The sequence below is a fragment of the Halocynthiibacter namhaensis genome (assembly GCF_000812685.1).
GTDB lineage: Bacteria > Pseudomonadota > Alphaproteobacteria > Rhodobacterales > Rhodobacteraceae > Halocynthiibacter > Halocynthiibacter namhaensis.
Genome location: NZ_JWIF01000012.1, coordinates 97,065 through 115,756, shown reverse-complemented (window position 1 = coordinate 115,756; position 18,692 = coordinate 97,065). Strand labels below are relative to the sequence as shown.

15 protein-coding genes are annotated in these 18,692 nt (G+C 53.5%); 5 read left to right on the top strand and 10 right to left on the bottom strand.

Annotated elements, in window-relative coordinates; translation table 11 throughout:
• Window positions 1–85: 85 nt before the first annotated feature.
• From argF to RJ38_RS02035, 3 genes are all read right to left on the bottom strand, one after another.
• Entirely contained in the window at window positions 86–1,012 is a 927-nt protein-coding gene (argF, locus tag RJ38_RS02045; protein ID WP_039017246.1) for an ornithine carbamoyltransferase, read from the bottom strand.
• Window positions 1,013–1,026: 14 nt separating this feature from the next.
• Window positions 1,027–2,202 carry an aspartate aminotransferase family protein gene (locus tag RJ38_RS02040; RefSeq protein ID WP_039017274.1) on the bottom strand — a complete coding sequence of 392 codons (1,176 nt, stop codon included), beginning with the start codon at window positions 2,200–2,202 and terminating at the stop codon, window positions 1,027–1,029.
• 249 nt (window positions 2,203–2,451) lie between these two features.
• Complete coding sequence (locus RJ38_RS02035) at window positions 2,452–3,192, bottom strand: hypothetical protein (protein WP_039017245.1); 741 nt, start codon at window positions 3,190–3,192, stop codon at window positions 2,452–2,454.
• A gap of 257 nt (window positions 3,193–3,449) precedes the next feature.
• On the opposite strand from RJ38_RS02035, the gene RJ38_RS02030 reads away from it, so the two are divergent.
• Window positions 3,450–4,349 (top strand): DMT family transporter, encoded by a 900-nt coding sequence (locus RJ38_RS02030; RefSeq protein WP_039017244.1) that lies wholly within the window; start codon window positions 3,450–3,452, stop codon window positions 4,347–4,349.
• 20 nt (window positions 4,350–4,369) lie between these two features.
• Here RJ38_RS02030 and RJ38_RS02025 read toward each other — a convergent pair whose 3' ends face one another.
• A complete protein-coding gene (locus RJ38_RS02025; protein ID WP_039017243.1) occupies window positions 4,370–4,588 on the bottom strand; it encodes a DUF6500 family protein in 219 nt (72 codons plus the stop codon).
• Between the two features lie 197 nt (window positions 4,589–4,785).
• Here RJ38_RS02025 and RJ38_RS02020 point away from each other — a divergent pair, with 197 nt between their 5' ends.
• Window positions 4,786–5,382 carry a GcrA family cell cycle regulator gene (locus RJ38_RS02020; RefSeq protein WP_039017242.1) on the top strand — a complete coding sequence of 199 codons (597 nt, stop codon included), beginning with the start codon at window positions 4,786–4,788 and terminating at the stop codon, window positions 5,380–5,382.
• A 66-nt stretch (window positions 5,383–5,448) separates the two neighbouring features.
• Here RJ38_RS02020 and RJ38_RS02015 read toward each other — a convergent pair whose 3' ends face one another.
• The 6 genes from RJ38_RS02015 to RJ38_RS01990 form a co-directional block, all read right to left on the bottom strand.
• A complete protein-coding gene (locus RJ38_RS02015) occupies window positions 5,449–6,045 on the bottom strand; it encodes a hypothetical protein (protein WP_039017241.1) in 597 nt (198 codons plus the stop codon).
• Between the two features lie 5 nt (window positions 6,046–6,050).
• A complete protein-coding gene (locus RJ38_RS02010) occupies window positions 6,051–8,072 on the bottom strand; it encodes an AsmA family protein (protein WP_039017240.1) in 2,022 nt (673 codons plus the stop codon).
• 121 nt (window positions 8,073–8,193) lie between these two features.
• Window positions 8,194–10,197: a hydantoinase/oxoprolinase N-terminal domain-containing protein gene (locus RJ38_RS02005; RefSeq protein WP_039017239.1), complete on the bottom strand. Its 2,004-nt coding sequence runs from the start codon at window positions 10,195–10,197 to the stop codon at window positions 8,194–8,196.
• Between the two features lie 294 nt (window positions 10,198–10,491).
• Complete coding sequence (gene groL, locus RJ38_RS02000; RefSeq protein WP_039017238.1) at window positions 10,492–12,141, bottom strand: chaperonin GroEL; 1,650 nt, start codon at window positions 12,139–12,141, stop codon at window positions 10,492–10,494.
• A gap of 60 nt (window positions 12,142–12,201) precedes the next feature.
• Complete coding sequence (locus RJ38_RS01995; RefSeq protein WP_039017237.1) at window positions 12,202–12,489, bottom strand: co-chaperone GroES; 288 nt, start codon at window positions 12,487–12,489, stop codon at window positions 12,202–12,204.
• A 689-nt stretch (window positions 12,490–13,178) separates the two neighbouring features.
• Window positions 13,179–13,982 (bottom strand): helix-turn-helix transcriptional regulator, encoded by an 804-nt coding sequence (locus tag RJ38_RS01990; protein ID WP_052245133.1) that lies wholly within the window; start codon window positions 13,980–13,982, stop codon window positions 13,179–13,181.
• A 130-nt stretch (window positions 13,983–14,112) separates the two neighbouring features.
• Here RJ38_RS01990 and RJ38_RS01985 point away from each other — a divergent pair, with 130 nt between their 5' ends.
• From RJ38_RS01985 to RJ38_RS01975, 3 genes are all read left to right on the top strand, one after another.
• A complete protein-coding gene (locus tag RJ38_RS01985; RefSeq protein WP_039017236.1) occupies window positions 14,113–16,095 on the top strand; it encodes a CocE/NonD family hydrolase in 1,983 nt (660 codons plus the stop codon).
• Between the two features lie 32 nt (window positions 16,096–16,127).
• The gene (locus RJ38_RS01980) at window positions 16,128–17,678 is read left to right on the top strand and encodes an ABC transporter substrate-binding protein (protein ID WP_238321625.1); all 1,551 of its coding nucleotides are present in this window, start codon (window positions 16,128–16,130) and stop codon (window positions 17,676–17,678) included.
• Window positions 17,679–17,746: 68 nt separating this feature from the next.
• Entirely contained in the window at window positions 17,747–18,685 is a 939-nt protein-coding gene (locus RJ38_RS01975) for an ABC transporter permease (protein ID WP_039017235.1), read from the top strand.
• Window positions 18,686–18,692 lie beyond the last annotated feature (7 nt).

The window sequence follows — 18,692 nt, the reverse complement described above, 5'->3', positions numbered from 1 at the left end:
TTAACGAATGCCGCCACCAAGTATATTTTGTCAGACATATTTGATGTCGGGCATTTGATAACCCCCGACATCATTTATCTGTACATCACTTATCCAAACACCAGCGCATCACTGCTTTTTGGGCGTGCAAACGATTTTCCGCCTCGTCAAAAACGACAGATTGTGGACCATCCATCACAGCATTTGTCGCTTCTTCGTCCCGGTGCGCGGGCAAGCAATGCATGAATAAGGCACTGTCTTTCGCCTGCGCCATCAAGCTGTCATTCACCTGATAACCACGCAACTGGTTGTGGCGACGTTCGCGCGCTGACTGTGGATCATGCATAGAGACCCAGGTGTCGGTCACAATCAAATCTGCGCCTTGGGCAGCTTTATGTGGATCGCGTTCAATCTCAACTTTCACGCCTTTGGCACGGGCTTCCTCAATGAACCCCATCTCAGGATCGAGAGGTTCAGGCCCGGTGAACGTCAAGTCAAAGCCAAATTGTCCAGCGGCATGGGCAAAACTTGCGAACACATTATTGCCATCACCAGACCAAACAACCTTCTTCCCTTTTATCGGTCCGTTTTTCTCTTCAAAGGTCAGGATATCCGCCATGATCTGACAAGGATGCGTCCGGTCGGTCAGCCCATTGATCACAGGGACTGTGGCGTGTTCCGCCAATTCCAGCAGGGTTTGTTCTTCGAAGGTGCGGATCATGATCATGTCAACATAGCGTGATAAAACGCGTGCGGTATCAGCGATGGTTTCACCATGCCCCAACTGCATATCAGCACCTGACAACACCATTGTCTGGCCGCCCATCTGACGCACCCCAACATCAAAACTAACGCGTGTTCTGGTCGATGGTTTTTCAAAAATCAGTGCAACCATGTGATTTGCAAGCGGCTGTTCCGCATCCGGAGTGCCCTTTGGCATGCCCGCACGGGCAGATTTCATCGCCGCAGCGGTATCGATCATATAGCGCAGATCATCTGGCGCCGTTTTGTTGATATCGAGAAAATGTTTCATAATAAGGCCCTCCTTCAGGCCATTTCAACGGCAGTTGCCGCCGCATCAAGCCGCGTCACGGCCTCAGAGATTTCTTCATCAGAGATGTTAAGGGGAGGCAGCAAGCGAATGACATTATCCGCAGCTGGCACGGTAATCACGCCATTGGCGTATCCCGCATTCACCACATCCATATTGACCGCCTTGCAGCGCAGCCCCAACATAAGACCCGATCCGCGCACAAATTCAAACACATCTGGATGCGCAGCAACGAGACCTTCAAGCTTTTGGCGCAACAAGCCAGCGCGTCGACTGACACCGTCAAGGAAATCCGGGTCGACAACGATTTCCATCACTTTGCTGCCCACAGCACAGGCCAAAGGATTGCCGCCATAGGTCGATCCATGCGTCCCCGCCACCATGCCGCTGGCCGCGTCTTCATTGGCCAGCACCGCACCAAGGGGAAAGCCACCCCCAATACCTTTGGCGACCATCATAATGTCTGGCGCAACACCGGCCCATTCATGGGCAAACAGCTTTGCAGTTCGCCCCACGCCGCATTGGACTTCATCAAAGATCAACAGGATCCCCGCCTCATCGCACATCATGCGCAAAGCCTGTAGATCCGCGTTCTCAATCGGGCGGATGCCACCTTCCCCCTGCACGGGTTCTACAAGGATCGCAGCCGTTTTGTCGTTGATTGCAGTCTTTGTGCCTTCTACATCACCGAAAGGCAAATGCACAAAACCTTCCAAGATCGGGCCAAATCCTTTGACCATCTTGTCAGAGCCAGCGGCAGCAATGCCAGCGCTTGATCTGCCATGGAAAGACCCTTCCCATGTGATGATCTCAACCCGTTCGGCTTGGCCCTTATCGAACCAATATTTCCGCGCCATTTTCACGGCCAATTCGCAAGCCTCGGTGCCGGAATTGGTAAAGAACACTGTGTCAGCGAAGGTTGCCTCGACCAATTGATCTGCGAGCTTGGTCTGCGCCGGAATGTCATAGAGGTTCGACGTGTGCCACAGCTCACCTGCCTGCGCCGTAAGTGCTGCGACCAGATCTGCATTCGCATGGCCCAGCGCGTTAACGGCAATACCTGCCCCCAGATCCAAGAAACGTCGGCCGTCTGCCTCAATCAACCAAGAGCCTTCGCCCTTCACAAATGAGAGCGGTGCACGTGCATATGTCGGCAAAACGGAAGGGATCATAGGTGTTTCCTCTTTCAGAAGGTCACATGGAAAGGCAAAAAACAATTGCTGCCAAACCACAGAGGCCATGTCAAATTGTATTGGTGATGTTTGTAAGTTTTGCGCGCATCTGGCGCATATGAAACAGGTTTTAATGAAAACCCCGGTGCCAGTGGCACCCGGTTAAGTCAGCGTCGTCGCAGGACGGATATGATGATCACTGTGTTCATGCGCCAGACTTAGCCCGCGAATATCACAGACGCAAGAGGGTTAATCTTGTGTTTCTCTCTTTCTGATCAAAAGCCAACCAAGGTTCAAAGCGACCGCCGCCGTGGCATAGATAAAAGCCGCATATATGGAGAACGGGCCAAACGCATAAAACACGAATGTCAGAAACAGCAACGCCAGCGCGGTGATTATCCGGGCACCAACAGCCAATACAGCAAGAACTGAAAGCGGGCGGATGCGCCTCTTAGTGCCAACCAATGTCCAAATCATCGGCACAAGCAAAGCGGCAATCGCGCTCCACCATGCGATAGCGATCAAACCGGGCAGCGGGTAGGAAATAATCGAGTATAATTCGTAATATAGAATTTCACCCCAAATCGCGTCTCGGGTCAGGAAACCATAGCTCGCGTCCATATCTTCAGGATAATTAAATGGCTGCCCAGCATCTTCAACGACCATCGCAGCGAACCAAGCTTCGGGCGCCAGTTCATGAATTTCGCCCGAAACACCGTTGTAGACGCCGCAACCAGAAACCGTACCGTCACAAAAGATAATGAACTGTGTCGCGACAGGTGACACCGCATGAACTTGACCCTCTGTATCCACGACAATTGCTCGCACTGGATCAGGCCCGAGAACCCCGTCACCATACAACAGTTTGATCGAGAACTGCCTCCCACTTTCCGTCTGAAACGGGGCCGTCTGTGTATAATATGGGGAATGCGCCCATACGCCTTGCGCCCAAAACGCAAAGACAAGAGAAATCACACGAAACAACGTCATCTAGTCCCCCCATTAACCATAATCATCATTGCCCTAGATCGAAAACAACGGCGACCCAGAGTGAAGTTTATCATGATCAAATAGAGACGGAAGTCCTTATTCTTTCGATGGCATAACCCAATGTCCCAACACGAAGATTTTGCAGCGTTGACGCTTTCGCATCCCATCGCAGAATTATGACGTCTTGACATATCTCCGCTTGCCTTCTGACGGCCAGCCATAAATACAAAACAAGAACAAATGTCGCTGGATGTATCATGCCTCAAACCGCACCCCGTATCTCGCCGCAATTGGCCTCTGTGCTTTTTATGCTTTTGGCCTCGGCCTTACTGGCGGGGACGAGTATTCTGGCGAAAACCCTTGGCCAAGGCATTGTTGCAGCAGATGGCAACGGGCTGCATGTGTTTCAGATCAGCTTTGGGCGGTTCGCATTTGCATTTCTCGCGATTGCCATAACGGTCACGGTATTGCGGCCAAAATTCGGCCCTCTTGAGATCCCGTTGCACATCGCCCGCACGACCGCAGGCTGGAGTGGTATAACCTTAGCCTTCACCGCCCTGATCTGGATCCCCTTGCCCGACGCCCAAGCGATCAATTTCCTCAACCCAGTTTTCGCGATGATCTTTGCAATTCCATTATTGGGGGAACGTGTTGGGCCCTGGCGCTGGCTTGCGGCTGCCATCGCGTTTCTCGGGGCTTTGATCTTGCTGCGCCCATCAGGTGCAAGTTTTCAGCCCGCAGCCCTATTTGCCCTAGCGTCGGCCGTGATCACCGGTTTTGAAGTCATCTTGATCAAACGTCTCAGCGGGCGACAAAACCCTTTGCAAATTCTGTTCACCAACAATGGGATCGGTCTGTGCATTGCAACAGCTGCGGCCCTGTTCGTCTGGACGGCACCTGAACCTGCCGAATGGGGCGTCATGGCGGCACTCGGTATCACGATGATCTGTGCTCAGGCATGTTTCATCCAGTCCATGCGCCGCGCAGAAGCGAGCTTTGTGATCTCGGTCTCTCTGTCTTCCCTGCCCTTTGCAACCTTACTGGACTACATGGTGTTTGATGCTGTCCCAGATCGGGTCAGCCTGTTTGGCGCCGCGATCATCCTATCAGGCGTGCTTTTGCTATTCTTCCGAGAGATGCGCGCAAAGACACCCTAACTGTCCTTGCAAGCAATCGGTTACTTACCAGCTTTGATCATGTCTCGAATTTTTATGGCCTTTTCAAAGTGATCCAAAGCATGAGTTTCAATCCACCAGCGGGCGGCCTCCATCAGAAGGGTCGGATCGTCGTTTTTATTGGCAAAAAACGCATAAAAAGAAAGGCCGACACCATCCCCTTTCTTTGCAATCTTTTCGTCGCAAATTGAGATTATTTTCTCTCTTAGGCTTGCACGCATTTCTATATCCCATGTCAAAACACAGCATTGGCATACCATCACTTCACACAAAATCCCAAAAAATTGCGCAATCGCTTGTATCCGCCAGCCAGCGCGCTAAAATAGGCGATCACTCATTCCTGCGGCCCCTGTCCGTTGGTGCCGATTCCTTGGCGCACGCATAGGCCCCGCAACACGCGAAGATAAAGGAAGACTGCATGTCCTGGACTGACGAGCGCGTCGAAGTACTGAAGAAAATGTGGGGCGAGGGGCAATCGGCCTCTGTCATCGCAAAGGAACTCGGCGGCGTGACCCGCAATGCAGTGATCGGCAAGGTGCATCGCCTGGGCCTTTCCAACCGTGCGAGCACCACAAAAGCCGCGCCTAAGAAAGAGACCGCTGCGAAACCAGCCGCTAAGCCCCGGACTGCGGCGGCCCCCAAAGCTGCGGCGAAGCCAAAGGCAGCAGAACCCGCCAAGGAAGTGCCCGGCACAACAAGTGCAGTGCCCGCGCGTGTCGTGCAACCCGGCGGACGTAAAGCGATCATTCCAGCAGGCCAACCCCTGCCGCCACAGCCATCTGCCAATGAGATCAGCCCAGAAGCCCTTGCTTCCGTACGCGAAGTAGAAAAAGGCGCGAAGAAGCTGTCTTTGATGGAACTGACCGAACGCACCTGCAAATGGCCAATCGGTGACCCTGCAACAGATGAGTTCTGGTTCTGCGGCCTCGGCACACAAACCGGCAAGCCCTACTGCGAAGCCCACGTCGGCGTGGCCTTCCAACCCATGACCAGCCGCCGCGATCGCCGCCGCTGATCTGGATCATATTTTGGAATGACAAAGCCCCGCGCCTGATCAGGTTGCGGGGCTTTTGCATTGTCGTTACGCCGATGTTAGCCAGCGAAAGTATCCAAATGCCTCATCCGTTTCGAAAGAATAACATTGATCATTCCAGTCGTCCATTAGGCGCAATCCACCTGAGTTAGGTAATTTCATCGAGATTTTACTGAGTTCATCTTTCGGTAAAACCTGCCCATCCAAGTGAACTAGGAACGTCTTCCACTCACTCCGCATTCTCGAAAAAGCAACAAATCTAACCATCTGAAGAAAAGAGAGAAAACGATCCTCCACGTCACTAGATCCACAAACGTGAAGCTTTACGTCTCTTTTTACAAAACTTTCAAACTCCCTGAATAGATCGCACTGCTCACAGGCCCATATAAAATAACTTTCTGCATCTTTTTCAACATTCACATCTAGTTCATGCAAAAGAAGGTGGCCCCTTGCCCACACCAAAAAGATGCGCTCTGACTTGCTTAAGTTAGACATGCCCCTGCATTGAACCAAGTGAAGGTCGCCTTCGTCGCCAGAACAGAACCACCAAGCCTCAAATGCATCACTAGAAATTCCGTCTAAGATTGCTCTGCATCGGGCCTCGTCCTCAGAAAGCGCCAGTAAATCCGAATGAAGGTTTTGCACTACACCTAGTTCCCGCCAAGCAACCCGCGCAGGGCGTCTTTGGCTTCGTTCTCCAAGCCACGGCGAAGCGTGTCTTCAAGGTCCTCGCCCTCTTCCCGCGTCACGCCCAACTCTTGCTCGAGTTTTTCCGCAGCCCGAGCTTCCAGTTCAGCGCGTTCCTGTTCTAAACGTGCCTCGGCGGCGGCTCGTTCCTCGGCAAGGCGGGCTTCAAGGGCTGCTTTTTCTTCCGCCAAATTTTGATCGATGATGGCCTGAAGGTCGGGGCGGAATTTGGGGTCTGCCCAGGTGCCCTCAATGATCACTGGAATCGTAATCCCGCCATCGCCCAACGCAACCGCCGGTGTCACGCGATAATCCAATGTTTGCGTACCAATCCCAATCACACCAGCACCATCGGCACGGATACGATCCGCCACAAAGGCCAAGTCATCATTGCGCAACACGCCCCCATCCATGGTAAAGCTGGCCCCTGCGGAATCAAAGATCGTCTTCTTGCCCTCGCCCTCAAAAGACAAATCAAAATTACGTAGCATCCCGGCCAAATCCAGCCCACGCAATTCGCCCTGCCCAATCGCAAAGCTGCCGCCGCCCGACAGGCTGTTCATGATGGCGTGCATAGTGTTGCCCACACCCAGGAAACGCATCTGAAAATCAGCGGTCCCAATCAAACGCTCGTACCCGGCAAGATCCCTTAGCGCGGGTTGCAACGCCAATTGCGCAAAATTCAGATTGCCGCCGATGGACAGACCGCTGCGGTTGTTCATAACGAAGTTTCCGCTGACGTTGCCTTGATAGGCCGCAATCTGAGCAATGTCGAATTCGATACGCGAATTATCCAACGTAGCTGAGGCCCGTGTCGGACCCAATTTCAACGTGCCCAAATCAATGCTTTGCGCCGCAAACCCGATCCGTGCATTAGCGGTAGATAGGAAGGAAGCATCAATCACATCGCGTGACCACCCCGTGCCACCGGCGGCCCCAGTGGCCGGTGTTCCGCCTTCTTTCTCAGAGGCTGCAAGACTTGAGAAATCGAGATCACCCGCGGAAAGCTGTGCTTGAATGTTGGGGCGATTGCCCGCAATGTTCACGTCGACATCACCGCTGAACGTGTTTTGATCAAGCGTCAGAGTTGCCCCGCGTAGATGCACTGTTTTTTCAGGTGTCAGGGTGAAATTCCCTTTCACTGCGATCGCTTGTCCAAACCCACGCGGCACAGACACCGGCGTTTGGCCAGCAATTTTATAGACAGACGCCATATCATCAAGATCCGCAGTCACCGCACCATCCAAGGCCAATGGCATCCAGCCGCCCCGCCCCTGAAAGCCTGCGGTCGAACCCCCAATAGATACATCCGCAGAAAGGTTAGACACCGCGCCGTTCAAGAACGGGCCAAATTCTGCGATCTTTGCGTCAAGAACTTGGCTCACGCCATTCATTGACATTTCTAGATGCACTGAGCCCTCGCCCTCAAAGCTGGGCAATTGTAACTCCATGTTCACGTTGCTCAGGGTGACATCGGTGCCGGTTTGGTGATCCAACCACCGCACGCCCCCGCTTGAGACAATGCCCTTGCCCACCGTGAACGCCGGGATCGAAGCACCCGTGGATGTGGAGGTTTCGCCGCTTCCCGTACTTGGTGCAACGCCTTCAAAAGCCCAGTTGGGCGTGCCATCGGAACGCACCTCCAAAAGCACCTCGGGGCTGATCGCCTCAATGCGTCGAATATCGATGTTCCCGCTGAGCAAAGACAGCGCATTCACCCCAACCAAAAGCTCATCCGCAGCCAACATTGGACCATTGTCAGACCAAGGTGCATTGGCGATTTCAACCCGGCCGGTACGCACACCAAGGACAGGCCAAATTGTGGTGCTGACATCTGCTGAGATCTCAATTGGTCGACCTGTCGCGGCCTCAAATTGTTCCTTAGCGATTTGCGCGATTTTCTCGCCTGGGATCATCAGCAACCCAACGATCGCCACGCCGGCGACCACAACCAAAAACATGAAAAATCGGATAATCCAGCGCATCAAACCGCCCCTTAAACACTTCATTTAAAGTGAATCTATGCTTTGGGACGGCCAGGAACAAGTCCCGATGCTTAATTGGGCAATTCCTGGCCAGATGTCACTGATCTGCAAGGGTCGCGATTTAGGCGGCAATGCGCGGGCGACCTGATGCTTCCACGGTGATATCCGCCTCAATGAAGACATCGTTGCCTTCGATATTGGCCGTTCTGATATCGCGCTGTACAGTGACTTGCACGCCCTCAGCCCCAGCACTGTCAGCATCCTTGGTCGCCCTCATGCGCAGTTCATCTTCGAGACGTTGCAGCGCTTTGTCTGAATCGATGAAAGCCTCAGGGCCGGTTTCCAGATGAACACGATATTGCCCATTAGACGGGCTGGTCACGGTGCCGCTGTGTCGGATGGTCACGCGCCCTACCACAGCCCCAATTGCATTGGCGACACCTGCAAATTCGGGGACCTCCATTTGGCAACTCAACAAGGTTCCAACCGCCGGGTAATAGGTTGGCGCCGATGCGCCAAGCCCGATAACAGGAAGGTTCAAACCCGTGTTGATCCGAACAAGCCCCGCATGGCCTTGCAAGCCCTTCTGCGTCAAAACATGGCGGGCAAGATCAATGGGTGGCAAGATGAAATCATCCGTTTCTTCAGCAAATGCGGATTCAAGCAGTGCGACCCCAGTTTCATGTGTCAAGCAATCGATGATCATCTGCGCCATCACCGTGGGCGACGCCGCTAAAACCTGCCCTGCCCCGGATATCTGACGACGAAACAGGTCCAACGCCATTTTCGCAGCATCCCGATCCCAAGCGTCGTTGAGATCCAAAACATGGCTGGCATCGGATGGTGTCACGCCGGACAATTGCACAAGCCCACGCCCAATAAGACGACGCAAAACGGAATGCTCCACCCGATTTCTCAGGATCATATCAAGGGGCTGCACGCCCTCACCAATACGCTCCAGCAATGTGGCTTCTCGGGTATCAAGCCCCGTCGTCGCACTGCCTTTCACCGCGCGCACAAACTGCCCATGCAATTCATCCACCGCAGCTGCGCGCATTTGCCTGGTCAGAGTGTCATGCACGATCTTTGGCGCATCCATCGCGATCAGTGAAATTGGCACGATACGTTTGGGGCCAAGGGCAACCATACTGCCCAAGCCTTGTGCTTTCATATGCACCTGACTGTCACCGCCAAGGCCTGTTGTTCGCATAGCCACCGCTTCGACCATGGTACGGAATGGGCCAACGCGGGCCCCGTTTGGATCGATGGCAGGACGCCCATCGCGCAACAAAGCGATGTCAGTCGTAGTCCCGCCAATGTCGCTGACCAAAGCATCGCTTTGCCCGGTCATCCAACGTGCGCCCACAATGCTGGCTGCGGGGCCTGACAGAATGGTTTCAATCGGACGTTCCAGAGCCATTTCAGCCGAGATCAAGGCACCATCACCGCGCACGACCATCAAAGGTGCGTGCACGCCCAATTCACCAAGCCGCGTCTGAGCGCGTGTGATCAAACGGCTGATGATCCCCACCAAACGCGCGTTCAAAACCGCCGTGATCGCACGCTTTGGGCCATTCAGTTTGGCACTTAGATGATGCGAGGCGCTGATTGCTTTGCCTGTCGTCTCGCGGATAATATCTGATGCCTTTTGTTCATGTGCGGGATTGCGCGTGGCAAATTGCCCGGCGACGGCAAAACCGGACACGTCTTGACCAACCTCAGCCAACCACCCCCGCAACCGGTCTTCATCTAGGGGTTTTGCCTGACCACCGGAATGATCATGCCCACCTTCCAGGAACAACACTGGATCGCCCGCCATTGCATCTGACAGACCATGGCGTTCAAGATCTTTTTCGCCAAAACCAATCAACACCAACGCAACCCGTTCGCCCTGACCTTCGATCAGCGCGTTGGTCGCCAAAGTGGTGGATAAAGATGCGAGGCTCACCTCATTCGGGTCAATATCAGCTTGATCCAACACGGCTTCGACAGCACGGCCAATGCCTTCTGCCAGGTCATGGCGCGTGGTCAGCGATTTCGCCGAGGCAATAACCGTTGTTTCATCACGTACAAGCACCGCGTCCGTATAGGTTCCGCCCGTGTCCACCCCGAGAGATAATGTCATGCTGTCCTCCTGTATCGCCGCGACGGGCTTACAGGCGATCCATCAAGCCTGCACGGTAAATTTCGACAAGATGCGTCGTTTTTGATCTGATCGAAGCCATCTTTAATACCCATCGTCCAGAATGACGCAAGATTTGCGCAAAGCCATATTTGAACAATACCCTAGCCAAATAAAAGGGGCTGCCCAATTATGAGCAGCCCCTTTTATTTTCTTTTGGCTAACAGCTTTTGGCCGGTTGGCCCTAGGGCCAAGCGCCTGATGCTTTCAGACAGAATTTCCTTAAGGAAATTCGTCTTACATCATGCCGCCCATGCCGCCCATGCCGCCCATGTCTGGCATACCGCCAGCTGCTGCGCCTGCTGGTGCAGGTTTGTCAGCGATCATAGCTTCTGTGGTGATCAACAGACCTGCGATTGAGGCTGCGTCTTCCAAAGCTGTGCGTGTTACTTTCACTGGGTCAATAACACCGAAAGAGAACATGTCGCCATATTCTTCAGTCTGTGCGTTGAAGCCGAAAGCAACATCGTCTGATTCACGGATTTTGCCGGCAACAACTGCACCGTCAACACCAGCGTTTTCAGAGATCTGACGCAGAGGTGCTTCAAGAGCACGACGTACGATAGCAACACCAGCGTTTTGATCCGCATTCGCGCCTTCAAGACCATTCAGACCTTTAGCAGCTTGAACCAGAGCAACACCACCACCAACGATAACGCCTTCTTGTACGGCCGCACGGGTCGCATTCAGGGCATCGTCAACGCGGTCTTTGCGTTCTTTAACTTCGATTTCAGTCATGCCGCCAACGCGAATAACAGCAACGCCGCCAGCCAATTTAGCTACACGTTCTTGCAGTTTTTCTTTGTCGTAATCAGAAGAAGTTTCTTCGATTTGGCCACGGATCTGTGTGACGCGTGCTTCGATTTCTGCTTTTTCGCCATTGCCGTCAACGATAGTGGTTTCGTCTTTGGTGATGTGAATTTTCTTAGCAGTGCCGAGCATGTCCATAGTGACGTTTTCAAGCTTCATGCCGAGATCTTCGGAAATCACTTGGCCGCCAGTCAGGATCGCGATGTCTTGCAACATGGCTTTACGACGATCGCCAAAGCCAGGAGCTTTAACAGCCGCAATTTTCAGGCCGCCGCGCAATTTGTTCACAACCAAAGTTGCAAGCGCTTCGCCTTCAACGTCTTCCGCGATGATCAACAGTGGTTTTTGTGATTGGATCACAGATTCCAACAGTGGCACCATGGATTGCAGGGAAGAAAGTTTCTTCTCGTGCAGCAAGATCATGCAGTCATCAAAGTCTGCAACCATCTTGTCCATGTTTGTCGCGAAATATGGGGAGAGGTAGCCGCGGTCGAACTGCATGCCTTCCACAACGTCAGTCTCAGTTTCGAGACCTTTGTTTTCCTCAACGGTGATAACACCTTCGTTGCCAACGCGCTGCATAGCGTCTGCGATCTGACGACCGATTTCAGCTTCGCCGTTCGCAGAGATCGTGCCAACCTGAGCAACTTCATCTGTGTCTTTAACTTCACGTGCTGCAGCTTTAAGAGCCTCAACAACGTTGGAAGTCGCAAGATCGATGCCGCGCTTCAGATCCATTGGGTTCAGACCAGCAGCAACTTGCTTGAGGCCTTCACGCACGATGGCTTGAGCCAAAACAGTCGCAGTTGTTGTACCGTCGCCAGCTTCGTCGTTGGTGCGTGATGCAACTTCTTTAACCATCTGTGCGCCCATGTTCTCAAACTTGTCTTCAAGTTCGATCTCTTTGGCAACAGTTACACCGTCTTTAGTGATGCGTGGCGCACCAAAAGATTTGTCGATGACAACGTTGCGGCCTTTAGGGCCGAGCGTTACTTTAACTGCATCTGCAAGGATGTTAACACCGTTAAGCATGCGATTGCGTGCGTCGGTACCGAATTTGACGTCTTTCGCCATGATATATTCCTTAGAATTTGTGTGTCAGATAGAAAGTGCGTGGCACGTGGTCAGATCCTAAAATTAGGAAATGATCCCCATGATGTCGCTTTCTTTCATCATCAGAAGCTCTTCGCCGTCGACAGTTACTTCTGTGCCGGACCATTTGCCGAACAGAATTGTGTCGCCGTCTTTAACAGCCATTGCGATCAGCTCGCCTGAATCTTTGCGCAGACCTTCGCCGCAAGCCACAACAGTGCCTTCAGCTGGTTTTTCTTTTGCGCTATCAGGAATGTACAAGCCACCAGCGGTTTTTTCGTCGCTTTCAGTACGGCGGACAAGCACGCGATCGTGCAGTGGTTTCAATGCCATGTTGGATAACTCCTGGCTTATGTTACGTTTTGGGCCCTTTTCAGCAAAGGGCAATCTCTCCGGTATTCCGGTATTAGCACTCACCTATGGTGAGTGATAATACAAAAGAGATAGGACCGTGAGGAAGTCAAGTCAAGGCAAAGACCTATAAGAATTTCATGATCATTCGTTCTAGCCTCTCAGCACCCCTTTATTGAAGATGCATATTCATGTGACCGTCATCATCATGCAAAAAACCTGACGGCCTTTCCTAGGGAATTTCGCGCCGAAGGCCTACCACGCGCGCACTTCTAATTCTCGCCCAATGGATTAGTCATTTGTGCAAAGATCCACGACTGCTGTGTCGGACAGCTTGCGTGTTCGAGAGGGAAATCAAACCTCAGGCATGCCAGCTCACGTTCCGAAGCTTACGCCCCAAACAATTTCACAGTGAACACTCGAATTTCAATCGAAACCTTGGCAGTTAAGGGCTTGCGAGATACCCCACTTTGTGGACGTGTTTCAGGGCCGAATAATGAACGCAAACATTGTCGCAAACCGGATTTTCAATCAATCCTTCACTGATACTTGAAATGACTGATGTCTGATGGAAAACCAGAACCCGAAACAGGTGTATTTCTTCTATAATACCGCCCCAACAGCCAACTCCCTTCGACTGGTTACGGCTCGCCAGAAATGCGTAGCTTTCGTCAAAATAATCCTTGAATTGTGGAGAAGGTGCTGCCTTGCTCCTGGCTTTCCGAAAGAAGCCTTTGGATGGTTGGGTCCAACCTTGAACTGGTTAACGCGATAGCACCGCAAGCGCCAATGGCTTCGCGGGCTGAAACGGTTTCACTGACGCGTTTCCAGATCGTGGGGGATGAATAAGGCGACAAACGCGGGCGCGATGCCACGCCGACCGTCATGCCACGCAAATATTGGACTTGCTGACGATGGGCAGGGAATAGGATCGTTTCCGAGATGAAGCCATCGTCACTAAACGCATTTTCGATCAGATAAATCCGGTTCCCACGCCACGACAACAGCCCGCTATAGCGCGTTCTTTGTCGAATGCTGCCATCCGGCGAAATCGCAACTTCATATGTGTGCGACACAACATAGCCATCTTGTTCCCTGATCCATATTAATGTGCGCAGGGCTGTCCCTTCCCAGGACGGGGTACAAAAATGCCCGTGATAGAACCCCAAATATCGGCGAAGGTCCCGGGCCTGACCACTGAAAATATTGGTCATCACATCCATTGGCCGGCGTTTTCTGGACGTCACATTTTGGATGAACCGTTCCACGAAGGGCTGATGGTCAAGCAGCAGGTCACTTTCGGTCATTCTGAAGTGGCGCGCGATGCGGCGCAGGGTATGGGCTGAGGGCATACCATTGCCGCTTAGGTATCGATTGAACTGTTGTCGATTGATTCCAATGTCCCGACAGACCTGCGCAATTGAGCCACGTTCAGCACAAAGGGATCGTAAATTTTCTGAAAAATCATTTCCCATGGCTCAAATCCTGACGCTATGTGATGCTAGTTAGATGCAACTAGCATCACATAGCTTACACTCGCTCACTTCCGCGATGCAAGAATAACGTTAACAGTCGTCCAAATTAAGGGATGAGAAGGCGACGAACGTGCAGGATTTTGGACAAAACACATCAACGCAATGGGTTGTGCTTGGGGATGGGCGTCGGTTGTCGGCGCGGCTTTGGATGCCTGAGGGGGTCAAGAGCGCTCCGGCTATCTTGGAATATTTGCCCTACCGCAAGCGCGACGGAACCGCTGCGCGCGATGAAACCACCCACAGCGTTTTTGCCAAGGCAGGCTATGCTTGCGTGCGGGTGGATATCGCTGGCACGGGCGATTCCGAAGGGTCTTTTGACGACGAATATTCTGAACAGGAATTGTCCGACGGCGAAGAGATCATCGCATGGATCTCCGCGCAGCCCTGGTGCAATGGCTCCATCGGGATCATTGGAATTTCTTGGGGTGGCTTTAACGGCTTGCAGCTGGCCTATCGTCAACCAAACGCCTTAAAAGCCGTCGTTTCTGTTGCCTCCACTGCGGATCGATACGCCGATGACATTCACTATATGGGCGGCTGTTTGCTGAGCGACAATGCCAATTGGGCCAGCCAAATGTTCGCCTATCTGTCCCGCCCTGCTGACCCTGAATTGCGCCCCGATTGGCGCGAAGATTGGATCGCCCGCATGGAAAACCTGCCCGATCTTGCGGCGGAATGGCTAAGCCATCCCACACGGGATGCGTTCTGGAAGCATGGTTCAATCTGTGAGGATTTCAGCAAGGTTCAGCTGCCTGTTCTTGCCATCACGGGATGGGCGGATTCTTATGTTAACACACCGTCCCTGCTTGCGAAGTCACTGCCAAACGCAAAGGCGCTGGTTGGCCCCTGGGAACATCGTTATGCCCATATCTCAAAATTGGGTGCCGCTGATTTTCATTCAGAGGTCATCGGTTGGTTTGATCGTTGGATGAAAAATGAGCAAAACGGCGCGGAAGATTTGCCCGCTTATCGCAGCTTCATGCAGGAACATTTCAACCCAACGCCGCAGAATAAACCCCGCGAAGGGCGCTGGATATCTGAGGAAAATTGGCCTTCTGAAAACGTTCAAATGCAGACCCTGTTTTTCGGCGCAAACGGCCTGACCAACAGCGCCCAACCCGGCGAAACCCATGTGCAAACCCCCGCCCATGTCGGCCAAACCAGCGGCTATTTTTGCGCGGGCATGCGCGTGGACAATGAATTGCCGGGGGATCAATCCGCAGATGACGCGCTAAGCATTTGTTTTGACACGAATGCATTGCCCGATGCGTTGGAACTGCTTGGACGGCCTGTGTTGAAAATCAGCTTTCGCGTCGACCAGCCCACCGCCCAACTTATGGCGCGCCTATGTGATGTCTCGCCCGAGGGTGTCTCGCAGCGGATCAGCTATCGCCCGCTAAATCTGACGCATCACGCAAGCCATGAAACCCCCGAATTTTTGCTGCCCGGCGAAATCTATGACGCCGAAATTGAGCTGAATGAACTGTCCCATCGCTTGCGGCCCGGGCATCGTTTACGCCTGGGGTTATCGACCTCATATTGGCCCATTCTTTGGCCCGCAGCGCAGGCCACAACCGTCACGCTTGTGACTGAAAACAGCAGCCTGTCTTTGCCCGTGCGCCGGGCAACAGACACGGGTGACACAGCACATCCTGGGGCTGCGGATAGCTTTCCAACCCTGCAAAGCGAGGTGCTGCGCGACACCGCCTCGCGCGTTGAACAAAGTCAGGAAGACGATGGCACGATCGTTCTGGAAACCTTTGATGATTATGGGAAATCCCGCGATCCGGGCCATGGTTTGGAAAGCGGCAGCCATGTGTCCCTGCGGTATGCGATCCATCCTGATGATCCGCTGAGCGCAAGCTATGCATCACAGTGGAACTTCACCTATGGGCGCGGCGACTGGCAGGTCGAAATCGACACGGAAACCTCAATGACCTGCGACGCCGACAACTTTTATCTACATCGAAAAATACGCGCAACAGAAGGCGCGCTGAAATCCGAAGTCCTTGTGAAGGAATGGTCCCAGACCATGGCGCGCGGATTTCTGTAAATCACATAAAGGGAGAAGACTATGAAACTCGAATGGACCAAAGCCCCCATGGGGCGGCGCAACTTTCTGATGACCGCGACGGCCCTGGGCGCACTGCCGCGATGCCGATGGGGTTTGGCGGACAGGCCATGGCAGCAGAGGGCAGCACATTGCGCGTGCGGTCTTACGGCGACATGTCGACAATGGACCCGGCCCACAGCAACGGCGTGTTTGACGAAGAAATTCACGCCTCGGTTTACAACAAGCTGATCCAGTATAAGCCGGGGTCTGAATGGGGTTGGCAATTGGATGCTGCATCAATGATCGAACAGGCGGATCCGACACATATTAAATTTGCGCTGCGTGACGATATTGGCTTCACCAATGGCCACGGCGCCATGACGGCTGAGGATGTGAAATTCTCGTTTGAACGCATTATCGCGGATGAAACAGAATCCCCGAACAAGCCTGACATGGGGTCTTTCAGCCATGTTGAGGTCACGGGCGAACGCGAAGGCACAATCGTGTTGAACGAACCTTTCGCACCACTTTGGTCCATCGCCTTGCCCTATATCACCGGGAATATCGTGTCCAAAGCGGCGACCGAAGCCGCAGGCGGACGTATCGGCACAGATCCGGCTGCTGAATCCGGTCCATATCTGCGCGCCAGCTGGAGCCCGAAGGAAAAAACCGTTCTGACACGCAACCCGGATTGGAAGGGGGACGCCCCGGCTTGGGACAACATCGAAATCCTGCCAATCGATGACGAAAACACCGCTGAGATCGCCTTTGAAGCAGGCGAGCTGGACTTCACCCGCGTGTCGCTTGGCTCCGTTGAACATTACCGCGCAGGCGTGCCAAATGGCGGCACCCTGGTTGAAAACCCATCGCTGTTTTACGTGTGGCTGGGCATGAATCTTGACCATCCCAAGCTGCAAAATCCCAAGCTGCGTCAGGCCATTCAGCACGCGATTGACGTGCCTTCCATCCTGGAAGCTGCCTATTTCGGTGCGGTTGAACCGTCTACCGGGATCATAGCCCCTGGCCTTGCTGGGCACCGTCAAGCTGGCAAAGTTGCCCCCGCGGCTGACTTTGCGCGCGCGGCTGAACTTATGGCTGAATCCGGTGAAACCAATGTCTCATTGACCTTGGATGTGTTGAATAAAACGACCTTCACCACCACCGCCCAGATCATTCAGGCGACCCTGGCTGGCATTGGGATCACCGTTGAAATCAACGTGCTTGAATCCGGCGCTTTCTGGGACAGCGGCAACAATGAGAACCTGCAACTGGTGTTGAATCGCTTCTCAATGACGCCAGATCCGACTTATGCGACGGCTTGGTTCACGACGGAACAGGCGGGCATCTGGAACTGGGAGAACTTCCGCAATGCGGAATTCGATCAGCTTCACGCGGATGCGGCCCGCGAAACCGATCTTGCGAAACGTGCAGAGATGTACATTCGCGCCCAGGATCTGATGGAAGAAAGCGGCGCTTACCGCTTTATCACCCATGAGGCGACGCCGGTTGTGCATTCCTCGGGCATCATACCTGCTCTGCGCCCGGATGGTCTGACCTTGCTGCGGTATTTCGGCAAATCCTGATCTGACATATGGGCGCGGCCTGATCGTCGCGCCCATATCTGCCGCACAGCCCAGGGAGCCATGTGGGAATGTTTATTTATACTGTGAAACGGTTCGCTTTGGCGGGGCTGATCCTGATTGTGGCGGTCACCGCCATGTTCTTGATGATCCGCGCCGTCCCCGGAGACCCTGTCTCGATCATGCTTGGGCCGCGCGCCACGCCGGAACTTAAGGCCTCCCTGATTGCGCAAATGGCACTGGATCAACCGATCTGGAAACAATTGCTGATCTACTACGGGGGATTGCTGCGCGGGGATCTGGGCATTGATGTCTTTTCCGGGCGTTCCGTGGTTGAGATCGTCTTTCAGCAACTTCCCTATACGCTTGAGATGATCACCCTTTCTGTCCTCTGGTCCGCAGCCCTTGGGATTGCCCTTGGGGCCTATGCCGCAGCACACCCTAATACGATGATTGACCGTATCGCCGCCGCCGTTTCCGTAAGCTTCGTCGCCGCGCCCGCATTTGTGGTCGCCTTGCTGGCTTTGCTGATTTTTGCGGTGCAATTGCAATGGTTTCCCGCCATCGGCGCGGGCGAGGGCTTTTGGGGGCGCCTGAACCATCTGGTGTTGCCGTCCTTTGCCATTGGCCTCAGCTGGGTTGGCTATATTGCGCGTCTTGTGCGGGCCTCTATGCTTGAGGTTCTGGGCGAAGGCCATATCCGAACCGCACGTGCTTTTGGTCTTTCGGAACGTCGCATCATCATGAGTTATGCCCTGCGCATCGCGATCCTGCCGGTTGTCACCGTGATCGGTGTCGGCATGGGATTTTTGCTAAGTTCCGCTGTTTTCACCGAAATCGTCTTTGCCCGCCCTGGCATCGGCAAGCTTGTGATTGATAGCATCACCACCCGAAATTACCCCGTTGTGATGGGCACTGTTTTGGTCTCAACCGGGTTGTTTGTGCTTTCAACGGCCATTGCAGATCTATTGAACGCCCTTCTTGATCCCCGCGCACGCAGCGCGAAATAAGGAACGA